We start from the raw sequence: 13,469 nt of genomic DNA, 5'->3' as shown, positions 1-13,469 counted from the left end.
AAGAGGAGTGATTAATTAATGGTGAACTTGAACAAAATCGAACTAAAGAAAAAAGGACAATCTATTAATCTCACTAAGAGCAACAATAATAATATTGGAGAAATTTTAGTAAACCTTCAATGGGATCAACAAGTTAAAGCAAAATCTGCTGGGTTCCTTTCCTCCTTACTTGGTGGAAAATCAAAAGGTGTAGACCTAGATTTAGGCTGCTTATACGAATTAAATAATGGAGAAAAAGGCTGTGTGCAAGCTTTAGGAAATGCTTTTGGTACACTTAAGCAAGCCCCATATATTGAACTAGATGGGGATGATCGCACTGGCTCAGTATCAGGAGGAGAAAACCTAAGAATTAATGGAAATAAAGTATCCGATATTAAACGAATTCTCGTGTACTCGTTCATCTACAAAGGTGTTGCTAATTGGGCAGAAGCAGATGGGGTTGTTACATTAAAATATTCGGCAGGACCAGATATCGAAGTAAAGCTAGATGAGCATCGAAATGGACAAATCATGTGTGCAGTTGCAATGATTGAAAATGTAAATAATGAGACATTCAAAATTGAGCGTCTAGTAGAGTACTATAAAGGGCATAAAGAGATGGATAATGCATATAACTGGGGTATGAACTGGGTAGCTGGATCAAAATAAATATATTGAGGATCGTAATACAATTCACAATCCTCTTTTGTTTAGACAAAAAAATCAACCATTTATAAACAATGGTTGATTTTTTTTGATCAATCTTTAATTAGTACGCGCGACCGAACCATACAGTATGTTTAGAATCTTTACCACAGTTGATACATGTAGCTTTTTCAGCTGGTGGATTGAATGGAATATTGCGAGTGGTAAATTTCGTTTCGTTTTTCACATTCTCTTCACAAGCGTCATCCCCACACCATCCTGCAAGAATCCATCCTGGAATCTCTCCTTTTTCAGTTGAATCTGTAAGATGTTGCTTTAACTGCTCTAAAGAATCCACATTTGTATGTGAGTTCTCGTCACGGAATGCTCGAGCTTTTTCAAGTAAACGTGTTTGCATTGTAGTTAGGGCACCTTCAATACATTCAACAGCCGTTGCTAGCTCCACAGAAACTTTTTCAGCTTCATCACGTACTTTGATCAGTGCTTGATTGTTTTCTAAATCACGAGGTCCTAATTCAATACGAACTGGTACACCTTTTAGCTCCCATTCATTGAACTTATAACCAGGAGATTGATCTGAATCATCAAGACGAACACGAATACCTTTTGCTTTCAATGCTGCATATAGCTCATCTAATTTTTCCATTATTGCTGGGTTCTTCTTCCAAGGACCCACTGGAATCAGCACTACCTGAGTTGGAGCAACACGTGGTGGTAATACAAGCCCTTGCTCATCACCATGTACCATAATAACAGAACCGATTAATCGAGTAGATGTTCCCCATGATGTTGTGTGCACATGCTGATGTTTGTTTTCCTTATTCAAATATTTAATATCAAATGCTTCTGCAAATTTTGTTCCTAGATAATGAGAAGTACCAGCTTGAACCGCTTTCCCATCTTTCATCATAGCTTCAATTGAATATGTGTCTACAGCACCTGCAAAACGTTCTGAAGGTGTTTTTTGACCATCGTATACAGGGATGGCTAAAAGTTCCTCTACAACCTCTTTATAGATGTTAAGCATCTGCATTGTTTCGTGACGTGCCTCTTCTTCATCTACATGTGCTGTATGCCCTTCCTGCCATAAAAATTCAGAAGTACGGATAAATGGTAGAGTTTTCTTTTCCCAACGGAACACATTTGCCCATTGGTTAATAAGAACTGGCAGATCACGATAACTCTTAATCCAATCTGAGTACAAATGACCAATCATCGTTTCGGAAGTTGGACGTAATGCTAAACGTTCTTCTAGCTTTTCACCAGCTGCTTCTGTTACCCATGGTAGCTCTGGAGCGAAACCTTCAATATGATCCTTTTCTTTTTGGAAGAAAGATTCCGGAATTAGCATTGGGAAATAAGCATTACGATGTCCTGTTTCTTTAAAACGTCTGTTCATTTCGTCTTGAATATGCTCCCAAATTTCAAAGCCATCTGGTTTAAATGCAATACATCCACGAACAGGCGTGTAATCCATTAAATCGGCCTTCTGGATTGTATCGATATACCATTTAGTAAAATCATTTTGCTGCTGATTTGTCATCTAAATTCCTCCTATTTAAATCAATTACGTCTCGGCGTTATTGCGTCCAGATTTTAAGTTGTGTATAGGCCTGCGTGATGCAGGTTAGTTGGCCGTTGTCGCATGGATGCTACGTATTTAGGCTAACATCCTTTCCACTCCTTTTTAAAATCTGTGACATCTGCCAGAGACTTTAATTCGATTTAGTCAGGGTCCCTCTACCTGCTAAAGCGAATTAAAAAAGCACAGAATCGTCCTCGTAAAAGGACGTCTCTGTGCTGAATAGACGTGGTACCACCTTAGTTTAGCTCAAAATAAATTTAAGCCCTCTAAACGTTTGGTAACGAAAACGAATCGGTTATGTTTGCATAACATCTCCGTGATAGGTTTCAACAAGAAGTGGTGATATAGCTCTCAGCGTACGCTATACTTTCTGTTTCACAATTCTCATCTACTTGGTCACTTCGCAGATTGTATTACTAATAATATACCAAATATCCTACTTTAATACAATGTAGATTAAGCTATGCCTGTAATTTTTCTATTGTATTTGTGGAGTGAGACAGTGGACTTGTGATTTTAAGACTGTAGCTTGCGATTGTTGCTGTGGAACTTGCGATTAAAGGACTGTACTTTGCGATTTGTGGACTAGAACTTGTGATTCAGAACTTGCTCTTCCGCAATAGGTATTCACCCATATGTTGAGTTTTGAGTATCTTATACCTGTAATACTTTTTTTATGGAGGAATCAATGTGGGATATTTTGTAAACGTAGAGCACGGTGTAAATTTATATGTTGAAGACATTAACCCAAGCGCAAGCAAGACAATTGTGTTTTTACATGGTTGGCCATTAAGTCATGAACAATTTGAATATCAGTTTGATATACTGCCATCCATGGGATATCGCTGCATTGGTATTGACTGGAGAGGATTTGGAAAGTCAGATAAACCTATGAGTGGCTATAATTATGACAGACTAGCAGATGATATCCATTCCGTAGTTAAAGCACTCCAACTTAGCAATTTCACACTAATTGGTCACTCCACCGGGGGAGCAATCGCTATACGCTATACTGCTCGTTATAATGCTTACGGAGTATCAAAACTAGTCTTAATAGATGCTGCTGCTCCCACTGGATTTACACAGGAAACCGCGAACAAACTACTAACAGAGACACTAAATGATCGTCCCAAAATGATGCAAGGTGTAACGGATACTTTTTTCTTTCAATATATTTCAGTTCCATTCTCTAATTGGTTTAATGGGTTAGGGCTACAGGCAGCGGGATGGTCCACCTCAGCAATCATCAACACCTTGAGGGATGAAAAGCTTGATGCAGATCTTCCCAAAATAACTGTTCCTACTTTAATCGTTCATGGAGTACATGATAAGGTTATCCCATTTGAACAAGCTCAAATACTTAACCAATCCATAAAAAATTCAAACCTCGTCCCATTTCATTACAGCGGACATGGGCTTTTCTGGGAAGAACGAGTAAAGTTTAACGAGCTATTAATGCAGTTTGTTGGATAGATACAGTGGAATAAATTTAAAATACGAAGGTTCACAAGAAGCTTTTAAATATACTTGTGAACTTTATTGTTTTACACCTAAATATATAGCCAGTTATCACCCCAAATACTCACAATAAGTAGAAAATACAATCATAATATCTTATACTTATAAATGATTGAATTTTCAATTATTAAAGTGAAATATGAGAGGTGGAGAAACATGAAACTAGGTGCTTTTTCTGTAAGTTTAAATGTTAAAGATATTAATGCTTCAAAAGATTTCTATGAAAAACTTGGATTCCAATCCTTTGGAGGTGAAATTGCTCAAAATTGGTTAATCATGAAAAATGAAGATACCATAATTGGTTTGTTCCAAGGAATGTTTGAGAAGAATATTCTAACCTTTAATCCTGGATGGAATAGCAATGCCGAAAATCTAGAATCTTTTACTGACGTTCGTGAACTTCAAAAACAGCTTAAACAGAATGGAATAGAACTGCAGACAGAAGCAGATGAAACTACAGAAGGACCCGCACATTTTATACTCGAAGATCCAGATGGCAATCAGATTTTAATAGACCAACATAGATAAATTAAAAGCAAATCGAGTAGAATTTTAATAGCGCTTGAAGAAATGCAACGGGGTTCATTTGTTTAATTGAGAGATGAAGGAAAATGAAATTTTATTAATTTAATAATACATGAAGCAGGTTCAAATAGGGGAACCTGCTTTTTTATTTCTTATTGTTATACGTTAGCATCAGGAAACTTATCTGCAACAAGATTCAACACAACATTATGCTCAAGGAATGCCTTTAGACCGCAAAGAACTATGGTATATCCACCTGTTGAGTCTATTACTTGATTTACTATTTCAGATGAATTGCCCTTAAAACCATAATTTTTAATCTCAATGAATGTTCCTTCTGATTCCCTTGGAGTAAAAAGCCATTCAACATTTGTGTCATCATCAAATTGTATAAGAATTCGCTTGTTTTGTTCAATTTCCTTCACGTCAAGCTCCGCAGAAACACCGTACATCTCCCAATCCCAACGAATTTGTTTTCCCTTTTCTAATCTTCCATTGCTTTTAGTAAACCAAAATTTTGTTGTAATTTCGGGATTAACAAAAGCTTCAAATACCTCAGCTACAGGCTTTCTAATAAGCATTCCTACATTAACAGTTGATATTTCACTTAGATTGGACATTATATTCTCCTTCATTTAAAGCAATTGCCTCTTGAATAAGAGACGTAAAAACATCTGATTGGATTTCATCTATTTTTGTAATTCTAATATGTCTCATTGTTTTACCTGACCCCTGCAATAAATTATTTATATCTTTTTCTATCAGTTCATTTCCTTTTTGAAAACCTAAATTAACATGTTTTTTGGCTGTTTGCAGATAGCAAACTAATCCTTTACATGAATAGTTAGGCATCGACCATTTATATTCTTCCACAAGAGCGGGAGATGCGTCTAGAATTATTTTTCTTAATGCCTCAGCAATGCTTTGAATATCATTAGGTAAACCTCGGATAAATTTATCAACCTCTGTAATTGTTCTTGTACTATTTTCCATGGTCTATCTCCTTCCCTAGTTTTTCTAATAATAACTGCTATATAAGCCTTCTTTCATCCAATTTAAAAAAGACGCCCGAGATTACAATAATCTCAAACGTCATTTGTAACGTTCCTTTAATAGATTCTACTTCGCGTTCTCATCAGGCTGATGAATACCAAAAACATTACCTTCAGTATCAACATAATATCCCTGCCAAGCCATTCCAGGAAGAGCATACTTTGGCATTGCTACTTTTCCACCATACTCAAGGATTTTTGCTTCTGTTGAATCGTAATCTTCCACACCCAATGTACAAGAAAATCCATTCATAGGCTGGTTTTGTTCTGGAGGAGGTGTTTGACGTTTCATTAAAGCTCCATCTATACCAGGTTGACTTGCATCACCAGTAATAGCCCCAAAATAAGGCATTCCCGCAAAATCAGTCCAGTCCTGAAATGTCCACCCAAATATTTCTCCATAAAACTTCTTTGCACGGTCCATGTCATCCACATGAATTTCGAAATGAACTAATCTCCCCATAATTCTCCTCCTAGTTATCTCATTTAATAAGCAAGTATACTTTCTATCTTATTGTAATAAAGATTGAAAATTAAATCAATTTGTTAAATGACAACTAGCTTAATATTTTCACATAAACTCTATTTGGAGAATATCCATATGACTGTTAACTGATTTTATAACTAAGTAGCTTTATAAACATTGTTAATCGGTCCTGTTGAATCATTTTTCTAAGTATGCAATCAATCCATCCAAATCCTTTGCAGATGCTTTCTTAAAGGTACCCGCCATCATTTTACCAAAAAATTTAGTTATGCTGGTGAGCCCTTTTATTTCTCCGTTCAACGTAATCTCTGTAAGGTTATCAGATGAAGTAACCATATATGTAAAAATATATTCTCCTTTACCAGTTGTACCTTTCGTTCCATCACAGCGAAGAACAATTTTATACAACTCATTTAGTTCAGCAACCTCAAAATGTTCCGTAGCCACTTGTCCAAACATTTTTCTAGATTCCTTCCACTGGCTCCCTACTCTCATTGGTCCATCATCCAATCGCTCAATACCTACAAGCCCTTGCATCCAGTGATTAGCAGCCTCTAGATCAAGTAAACCATTATACACTTGCTGCTTAGTTACTTTGGTAGTTCTTTTCACTTCAAAATTAATGCTCAAGACAAATAGCCTCCTAAAATATTTTCTAAAGTATATCATACAGCCATGTAGACTTTACTTGATAAAGATAATTTTAAAGTATTATCTTTATCAAGTAATGAAGATTGACATACAAGTTACAGTAACTTAAACTTCTCTCCAAAGTTAAAACTCTCGTTATGAAAGGATGAATAAATTGACCATTGACCAACAGTCGAAGCCCCTCTCCCTTAAAGAGAAATCAATTTCTTTTCTTCAGAATGTAGCATTTGGCAATGTTCGAGAAGTTTACCAGAAATACGTAGGTCCTGGATTTCTTCATCATAACCCATTTTTCCCAGGTGATGCCAAATCTCTAATGATAGCAATGGAAGAAAATGCTGCCAAAAACCCTAATAAAAGATTTGAAGTAAAATTTGCGATTCAAGAAAAAGATATGGTTACGGTTTATTCACACATAAAACAAAATCCAGATGATCTTGGAGCAGCTGTAGTACATATCTTTCGTTTCAAAGATAACCAAATCGTTGAAATGTGGGATGTAGGTCAGCTGATACCTGAGGATTCTCCTAATAAGAATGGAATGTTTTAATAAAAACTAGAATACAAAAAAACACTCACAAATGTTGACTTAACAATTTTGTGAGTGTTTTTTTATATACCGTTAATAGATACTCTTCTTTGATAACAGCGAAAGAGAAAGATGAATTTGAAGACACTTCTAGCATTGTTTTGTCACTTCTATAAATAGTAGTATATAATGAACGTTACAACATTTTTAAAGGAGTACGAATTCATGCAAACATTAGAAAAACTTTCCGATCGGCTCTTTTATCTGCCTCCATATCAAAAAACAGATCGACCGATATTAGCTGCTATTGTAGGGGACAATCAGACATTATTGATTGATGCTGGGAATTCTTCTAATCACGCTAAATATTTTAAAGAGCAATTAGCTTCTTATCATGTCACCGGAGATATTCTGGTTCTCACACATTGGCATTGGGATCATGTATTTGGCTTAAGTGAAATGGATATGCCTTCAATTGCCAATTTCATGACCTACGACAAAGTAAAAGAACTACAAGAGTTATCATGGGAAGACAAGGAGTTGGATGGACGTGTCGAAACAGGGATTGAAATTCCGTTTTGTGCAGACGCGATAAAGCTAGAGCTTGGAAGTGTGCGAGAGGTTATCATACCAAATCCCACTATCATTTTTGAAAAGCGATTAAAACTAAATATCGGTGGGGTTACCTGTATCATTGAACATGTTGGTGGAGATCATTCATCTGATTCGAATCTCATTTATATACCGGAGGAAAAAACGCTATTTCTTGGTGATTGCCTCTATGCAAATATGTACGCAGAAAAGTGGCATTATACCATTGAAAAAATGTATAGCCTTCTGGGGAAGATTAAAGATTATGATGCAGAAATCTACTTCTTATCTCATCATCCAGCACCTTTGACAAAGGATGAGTTTGCTTCCTTTGTTTCATTATTGAAGACAAGCGCTGAATTAACGAATAAGCATAAAGGGAAAATAGAGGCAATTGAAGCAGAAATGTCCTCTCATTTTGGACGTAACTTAACCGAAGACGATTTAGAAATAATCACGTACTTTGTAGATGGTTATGCGTAACATGCATCGAAGTTTTACACATTACAAATTTTCCCAACAAGAAAGCTTACTTCTTCAAATATAGAATAATAGTGAGATGTACTCTCTTTGGATAAGTAATGTGAGATTTTCACCTTGCACTTCAGCGAAATGATTTCACCTTTGGTAGCAAGAATACTATTGGATACCAAAGGTGTTTAGTTTGCAGTTTTAGCCATGGGGGTCTCAATCAAGTAATATGGATGGACAAGAGATGCGTGATTGAGCTCTACTAATACAGTAAAAGTTGGATTACAAAAAAACACTCACAAATGTTGATTAAACAACTTTGTGAGTGTTTTTATTAAAACGTGTTTGTTTCTAATGATACCGGTGGTCGGGGTCGAACCGACACATCCAGAGGATACGGGATTTTGAGTCCCGCGCGTCTGCCAATTCCGCCACACCGGCAAAAATAAAATACTAGGCAGTTTTTTAAAAAATTGGAGGCGGCAACCGGATTTGAACCGGTGATAAAGGTGTTGCAGACCTGTGCCTTACCACTTGGCTATGCCGCCGAAAAAGTAATTGGAGCGGAAGACGAGGTTCGAACTCGCGACCCCCACCTTGGCAAGGTGGTGTTCTACCACTGAACTACTTCCGCAAAAAAACTGGGGTACCTGGATTCGAACCAGGGCATGATGGAATCAAAATCCATTGCCTTACCGCTTGGCTATACCCCAATGGGGCGACTGATGGGAATTGAACCCACGAATGCCGGAATCACAATCCGGTGCGTTAACCACTTCGCCACAACCGCCATAAATAAATAAAAAAAGAGCTAACTCAATAGGAATATGGGGCGACTGATGGGAATTGAACCCACGAATGCCGGAATCACAATCCGGTGCGTTAACCACTTCGCCACAACCGCCATTATTCAAAGTTAACTTATACATTTGGCAGGGGCAGTAGGAATCGAACCCACATCAAAGGTTTTGGAGACCTCTATTCTACCGTTAAACTATGCCCCTATTAAAAACTGGTGGTGGGGGACGGATTCGAACCGCCGAACCCGAAGGAGCGGATTTACAGTCCGCCGCGTTTAGCCACTTCGCTACCCCACCACTATAGTGGTGCCGGAAAAAGGACTTGAACCCTCAACCTACTGATTACAAGTCAGTTGCTCTACCAATTGAGCTATTCCGGCGTTTAAATATGGTGGCTCAGGACGGAATCGAACCGCCGACACAAGGATTTTCAGTCCTTTGCTCTACCGACTGAGCTACTGAGCCTTCTTCGATTTACGCTAAGCGGCGCATCTCTTTGTCAGCTTCACTCACTCTGTCAGTCACGTATTTTAATACGTTCCTTCTTTCGCTCGATTGCTTCCTCGACCTGCTTGCTTATCCTAAACCTTAAATAATAAATGGCGGTCCCGACCGGGATCGAACCGGCGATCTCCTGCGTGACAGGCAGGCATGTTAACCGCTACACCACGGGACCATTTGGTTGCGGGGACAGGATTTGAACCTGCGACCTTCGGGTTATGAGCCCGACGAGCTACCACTGCTCCACCCCGCGACAATAGAATACTTACTAATTTATTTCTTAAAGAAATGGTGGAGGATGACGGGCTCGAACCGCCGACCCTCTGCTTGTAAGGCAGATGCTCTCCCAGCTGAGCTAATCCTCCTGGGTAAAATTACGATAAGCTTCGCATCTCTGCGTCAATTTCATTCGTTCAATCAGTCACGTATATAAATACGCTCCCTCATTCTCTCAATTGTTTCCTGAATCTACTCGCTTCTCCTAATTTACATAAGATAAGCTTCGCATCTCTGCGTCAAATTGATTGAAATAATGGTGACCCCTACGGGATTCGAACCCGTGTTACCGCCGTGAAAGGGCGGTGTCTTAACCGCTTGACCAAGGGGCCATTCTTTTATGTGGAAAACTTATCTGGCGGAGAGCAAGGGATTTGAACCCTTGAGACAGTTTAACCCGCCTACACGATTTCCAATCGTGCTCCTTCGGCCACTCGGACAGCTCTCCTTAAATGGCTCCGAAGGTAGGACTCGAACCTACGACCAATCGATTAACAGTCGATTGCTCTACCACTGAGCTACTTCGGAATAATACAGCCTAGCGACGTCCTACTCTCACAGGGGGAGACCCCCAACTACCATCGGCGCTGAAGAGCTTAACTTCCGTGTTCGGTAAGGGAACGGGTGTGACCTCTTCGCCATCATCACTAGACATTATTAATTTGAAAGACAATATTTATTATACCAAAACTATATATTATTTCAAGCTTTTTTTATATTTTTTTTGTACTTTCAAAACTGGATAAACGACATTGGAACTGAAACAAATTTGGTTAAGTCCTCGATCGATTAGTATTCGTCAGCTGCACGTGTCGCCACGCTTCCACCCCGAACCTATCTACCTCATCGTCTTTGAGGGATCTTACTTACTTGCGTAATGGGAAATCTCATCTTGAGGGGGGCTTCGTGCTTAGATGCTTTCAGCACTTATCCCGTCCACACATAGCTACCCAGCGATGCTCTTGGCAGAACAACTGGTACACCAGCGGTGTGTCCATCCCGGTCCTCTCGTACTAAGGACAGCTCCTCTCAAATTTCCTACGCCCACGACGGATAGGGACCGAACTGTCTCACGACGTTCTGAACCCAGCTCGCGTACCGCTTTAATGGGCGAACAGCCCAACCCTTGGGACCGACTACAGCCCCAGGATGCGATGAGCCGACATCGAGGTGCCAAACCTCCCCGTCGATGTGGACTCTTGGGGGAGATAAGCCTGTTATCCCCGGGGTAGCTTTTATCCGTTGAGCGATGGCCCTTCCATGCGGAACCACCGGATCACTAAGCCCGTCTTTCGACCCTGCTCGACTTGTAGGTCTCGCAGTCAAGCTCCCTTCTGCCTTTACACTCTTCGAATGATTTCCAACCATTCTGAGGGAACCTTTGGGCGCCTCCGTTACACTTTAGGAGGCGACCGCCCCAGTCAAACTACCCGCCTGACACTGTCTCCTACCCGGGTTACGGGTATGGGTTAGAATTTCAATACAACCAGGGCAGTATCCCACCGACGCCTCCTCCGAAGCTGGCGCTCCGGGCTCTATGGCTCCTGCCTATCCTGTACAAGTTGCACCAAAATTCAATATCAAGCTATAGTAAAGCTCCACGGGGTCTTTCCGTCCTGTCGCGGGTAACCTGCATCTTCACAGGTACTATAATTTCACCGAGTCTCTCGTTGAGACAGTGCCCAGATCGTTACGCCTTTCGTGCGGGTCGGAACTTACCCGACAAGGAATTTCGCTACCTTAGGACCGTTATAGTTACGGCCGCCGTTTACTGGGGCTTCAATTCGCACCTTCGCTTGCGCTAAGCACTCCTCTTAACCTTCCAGCACCGGGCAGGCGTCAGCCCCTATACTTCACCTTACGGTTTTGCAGAGACCTGTGTTTTTGCTAAACAGTCGCCTGGGCCTATTCACTGCGGCTCTTCAAGGCTATTCACCCTAAAGAGCACCCCTTCTCCCGAAGTTACGGGGTCATTTTGCCGAGTTCCTTAACGAGAGTTCTCTCGCTCACCTTAGGATTCTCTCCTCGACTACCTGTGTCGGTTTGCGGTACGGGCACCTATCACCTCGCTAGAGGCTTTTCTTGGCAGTGTGAAATCAGGAACTCCGGACATACGTCCTCGCCATCACAGCTCAATGTTATAGAATGCGGATTTGCCTACATTCACACCTTACTGCTTGGACATGCATAACCAACAGCATGCTTACCCTATCCTTCTGCGTCCCCCCATTACTCAAACGGTGGTTTGGTGGTACAGGAATATCAACCTGTTATCCATCGCCTACGCCTATCGGCCTCGGCTTAGGTCCCGACTAACCCTGAGCGGACGAGCCTTCCTCAGGAAACCTTAGTCATACGGTGGACGGGATTCTCACCCGTCTTTCGCTACTCATACCGGCATTCTCACTTCTAAGCGCTCCACCAGTCCTTCCGGTCTGACTTCAACGCCCTTAGAACGCTCTCCTACCACTGATACCAAAGGTATCAATCCACAGCTTCGGTGATTTGTTTAGCCCCGATACATTTTCGGCGCAGCGTCACTCGACCAGTGAGCTATTACGCACTCTTTAAATGATGGCTGCTTCTAAGCCAACATCCTGGTTGTCTAAGCAACGCCACATCCTTTTCCACTTAACAAATACTTTGGGACCTTAGCTGGTGGTCTGGGCTGTTTCCCTCTTGACTACGGATCTTATCACTCGCAGTCTGACTCCCAAACATAAATCATTGGCATTCGGAGTTTGTCTGAATTCGGTAACCCGGGATGGGCCCCTAGTCCAAACAGTGCTCTACCTCCAAGATTCTAACGTTTGAGGCTAGCCCTAAAGCTATTTCGGAGAGAACCAGCTATCTCCAGGTTCGATTGGAATTTCTCCGCTACCCACACCTCATCCCCGCACTTTTCAACGTGCGTGGGTTCGGACCTCCAGTAAGTGTTACCTTACCTTCATCCTGGACATGGGTAGATCACCTGGTTTCGGGTCTACGACCACATACTCATTCGCCCTATTCAGACTCGCTTTCGCTGCGGCTCCGTCTTCTCAACTTAACCTTGCATGTAATCGTAACTCGCCGGTTCATTCTACAAAAGGCACGCTATCACCCATTAACGGGCTCTAACTACTTGTAGGCACACGGTTTCAGGATCTATTTCACTCCCCTTCCGGGGTGCTTTTCACCTTTCCCTCACGGTACTGGTTCACTATCGGTCACTAGGTAGTATTTAGCCTTGGGAGATGGTCCTCCCGGATTCCGACGGAATTTCACGTGTTCCGCCGTACTCAGGATACACTCAAGAGAGAATGAATTTTGGACTACGGGGCTTTTACCCTATCCTGCGGACCTTTCCAGATCGCTTCGTCTAACTCATTCCTTTGTAACTCTATGTAGAGTGTCCTACAACCCCAAGAGGCAAGCCTCTTGGTTTGGGCTATTCCCGTTTCGCTCGCCGCTACTCAGGGAATCGATTTTTCTTTCTCTTCCTCCAGGTACTTAGATGTTTCAGTTCCCTGGGTGTGTCTCAGATGCGCTATGTATTCACGCAAATGTACTGCTCCATTACGAACAGTGGGTTTCCCCATTCGGAAATCTCCGGATCAAAGCTCACTTACAGCTCCCCGAAGCATATCGGTGTTAGTGCCGTCCTTCGTCGACTCCTAGTGCCAAGGCATTCACCGTGCGCCCTTATTAACTTAACCTAAAAGTTAAAAAGTCTTACACGTTATGATTACCGAAGTAACCACAACTTGAATTTCTTGTTGTTTATTGTTTCAATGTCGTTTTATCCAGTTTTCAAAGAACAAAGGTTTTGCCCTTTGCGACGAATAATCGCAGAAGC

General features: G+C 41.1%; 9 protein-coding genes, 16 tRNA genes, 2 rRNA genes, 1 pseudogene and 1 other annotated feature. Of the genes and pseudogenes, 5 read left to right on the top strand and 23 right to left on the bottom strand.

Annotated elements, in window-relative coordinates; all coding sequences use genetic code 11:
- Positions 1–21: 21 nt before the first annotated feature.
- Positions 22–648: pseudogene (locus MKY37_RS15585) on the top strand (TerD family protein); the annotation flags it as partial.
- Positions 649–748: 100 nt separating this feature from the next.
- Here the strand turns inward: MKY37_RS15585 and proS are convergent.
- Entirely contained in the window at positions 749–2,188 is a 1,440-nt protein-coding gene (gene proS / locus MKY37_RS15580; protein ID WP_340778565.1) for a proline--tRNA ligase, read from the bottom strand.
- 239 nt (positions 2,189–2,427) lie between these two features.
- Positions 2,428–2,644, bottom strand: a binding site (T-box leader).
- Between the two features lie 276 nt (positions 2,645–2,920).
- On the opposite strand from proS, the gene MKY37_RS15575 reads away from it, so the two are divergent.
- A complete protein-coding gene (locus MKY37_RS15575) occupies positions 2,921–3,703 on the top strand; it encodes an alpha/beta fold hydrolase (protein WP_340778563.1) in 783 nt (260 codons plus the stop codon).
- Between the two features lie 201 nt (positions 3,704–3,904).
- On the top strand, positions 3,905–4,276 hold the full coding sequence (locus tag MKY37_RS15570; protein WP_340779955.1) for a VOC family protein: 372 nt from the start codon (positions 3,905–3,907) through the stop codon (positions 4,274–4,276).
- A gap of 155 nt (positions 4,277–4,431) precedes the next feature.
- Here the strand turns inward: MKY37_RS15570 and MKY37_RS15565 are convergent, their stop codons facing one another.
- The 4 genes from MKY37_RS15565 to MKY37_RS15550 form a co-directional block, all read right to left on the bottom strand.
- Positions 4,432–4,893: an SRPBCC family protein gene (locus tag MKY37_RS15565; protein ID WP_340778562.1), complete on the bottom strand. Its 462-nt coding sequence runs from the start codon at positions 4,891–4,893 to the stop codon at positions 4,432–4,434.
- Positions 4,877–5,266, bottom strand: a complete 390-nt coding sequence (locus tag MKY37_RS15560) for a DUF1801 domain-containing protein (protein WP_340778561.1) — start codon at positions 5,264–5,266, stop codon at positions 4,877–4,879. Before MKY37_RS15560 ends, MKY37_RS15565 begins: the two co-directional genes overlap by 17 nt.
- 126 nt (positions 5,267–5,392) lie before the next feature.
- Positions 5,393–5,788, bottom strand: a complete 396-nt coding sequence (locus MKY37_RS15555; RefSeq protein ID WP_340778560.1) for a VOC family protein — start codon at positions 5,786–5,788, stop codon at positions 5,393–5,395.
- Positions 5,789–5,989: 201 nt separating this feature from the next.
- On the bottom strand, positions 5,990–6,442 hold the full coding sequence (locus MKY37_RS15550; protein ID WP_340778559.1) for an SRPBCC family protein: 453 nt from the start codon (positions 6,440–6,442) through the stop codon (positions 5,990–5,992).
- Between the two features lie 166 nt (positions 6,443–6,608).
- Between MKY37_RS15550 and MKY37_RS15545 the strand changes: the two genes are divergently transcribed.
- The gene (locus MKY37_RS15545; protein WP_340778558.1) at positions 6,609–7,013 is read left to right on the top strand and encodes a nuclear transport factor 2 family protein; all 405 of its coding nucleotides are present in this window, start codon (positions 6,609–6,611) and stop codon (positions 7,011–7,013) included.
- A gap of 204 nt (positions 7,014–7,217) precedes the next feature.
- A complete protein-coding gene (locus MKY37_RS15540) occupies positions 7,218–8,066 on the top strand; it encodes an MBL fold metallo-hydrolase (RefSeq protein ID WP_340778557.1) in 849 nt (282 codons plus the stop codon).
- A gap of 346 nt (positions 8,067–8,412) precedes the next feature.
- Here the strand turns inward: MKY37_RS15540 and MKY37_RS15535 are convergent.
- The 18 genes from MKY37_RS15535 to MKY37_RS15450 form a co-directional block, all read right to left on the bottom strand.
- Positions 8,413–8,495: transfer RNA gene (locus tag MKY37_RS15535), tRNA-Leu, on the bottom strand.
- A 33-nt stretch (positions 8,496–8,528) separates the two neighbouring features.
- Positions 8,529–8,602 (bottom strand) — tRNA-Cys (locus tag MKY37_RS15530).
- Positions 8,603–8,613: 11 nt separating this feature from the next.
- A tRNA-Gly gene (locus MKY37_RS15525) sits at positions 8,614–8,688 on the bottom strand.
- Positions 8,689–8,695: 7 nt separating this feature from the next.
- Positions 8,696–8,767, bottom strand: a tRNA-Gln gene (locus MKY37_RS15520).
- Position 8,768: 1 nt separating this feature from the next.
- A tRNA-His gene (locus tag MKY37_RS15515) sits at positions 8,769–8,844 on the bottom strand.
- A gap of 38 nt (positions 8,845–8,882) precedes the next feature.
- Positions 8,883–8,958 (bottom strand) — tRNA-His (locus MKY37_RS15510).
- 26 nt (positions 8,959–8,984) lie between these two features.
- A tRNA-Trp gene (locus MKY37_RS15505) sits at positions 8,985–9,058 on the bottom strand.
- Positions 9,059–9,067: 9 nt separating this feature from the next.
- A tRNA-Tyr gene (locus MKY37_RS15500) sits at positions 9,068–9,151 on the bottom strand.
- Between the two features lie 7 nt (positions 9,152–9,158).
- A tRNA-Thr gene (locus tag MKY37_RS15495) sits at positions 9,159–9,234 on the bottom strand.
- Between the two features lie 9 nt (positions 9,235–9,243).
- Positions 9,244–9,319, bottom strand: a tRNA-Phe gene (locus MKY37_RS15490).
- A gap of 135 nt (positions 9,320–9,454) precedes the next feature.
- Positions 9,455–9,530, bottom strand: a tRNA-Asp gene (locus MKY37_RS15485).
- 3 nt (positions 9,531–9,533) lie between these two features.
- Positions 9,534–9,608: transfer RNA gene (locus MKY37_RS15480), tRNA-Met, on the bottom strand.
- A gap of 36 nt (positions 9,609–9,644) precedes the next feature.
- A tRNA-Val gene (locus tag MKY37_RS15475) sits at positions 9,645–9,720 on the bottom strand.
- A gap of 168 nt (positions 9,721–9,888) precedes the next feature.
- Positions 9,889–9,963 (bottom strand) — tRNA-Glu (locus tag MKY37_RS15470).
- Positions 9,964–9,987: 24 nt separating this feature from the next.
- A tRNA-Ser gene (locus MKY37_RS15465) sits at positions 9,988–10,079 on the bottom strand.
- Between the two features lie 5 nt (positions 10,080–10,084).
- Positions 10,085–10,159 (bottom strand) — tRNA-Asn (locus MKY37_RS15460).
- Positions 10,160–10,167: 8 nt separating this feature from the next.
- Positions 10,168–10,283, bottom strand: a 5S ribosomal RNA gene (rrf, locus tag MKY37_RS15455).
- Positions 10,284–10,400: 117 nt separating this feature from the next.
- Positions 10,401–13,329 (bottom strand): 23S ribosomal RNA (locus MKY37_RS15450).
- Between the last annotated feature and the right edge of the window lie 140 nt (positions 13,330–13,469).

The organism is Psychrobacillus sp. FSL K6-2836 (assembly GCF_038003085.1).
GTDB lineage: Bacteria > Bacillota > Bacilli > Bacillales_A > Planococcaceae > Psychrobacillus.
Note: the sequence above shows the minus strand (reverse complement) of the source record. Positions and strands in the feature narration are given on the sequence as shown.

Bases quoted from the DNA above. Each gene is read 5' to 3' on its own strand.
- MKY37_RS15565 (WP_340778562.1), bottom strand. From the start codon at position 4,893: ATGTCCAATCTAAGTGAAATATCAACTGTTAATGTAGGAATGCTTATT.
- MKY37_RS15555 (WP_340778560.1), bottom strand. From the start codon at position 5,788: ATGGGGAGATTAGTTCATTTCGAAATTCATGTGGATGACATGGACCGT.
- MKY37_RS15540 (WP_340778557.1), top strand. From the start codon at position 7,218: ATGCAAACATTAGAAAAACTTTCCGATCGGCTCTTTTATCTGCCTCCA.
- MKY37_RS15570 (WP_340779955.1), top strand. From the start codon at position 3,905: ATGAAACTAGGTGCTTTTTCTGTAAGTTTAAATGTTAAAGATATTAAT.
- proS (WP_340778565.1), bottom strand. From the start codon at position 2,188: ATGACAAATCAGCAGCAAAATGATTTTACTAAATGGTATATCGATACA.
- MKY37_RS15560 (WP_340778561.1), bottom strand. From the start codon at position 5,266: ATGGAAAATAGTACAAGAACAATTACAGAGGTTGATAAATTTATCCGA.
- MKY37_RS15545 (WP_340778558.1), top strand. From the start codon at position 6,609: ATGAATAAATTGACCATTGACCAACAGTCGAAGCCCCTCTCCCTTAAA.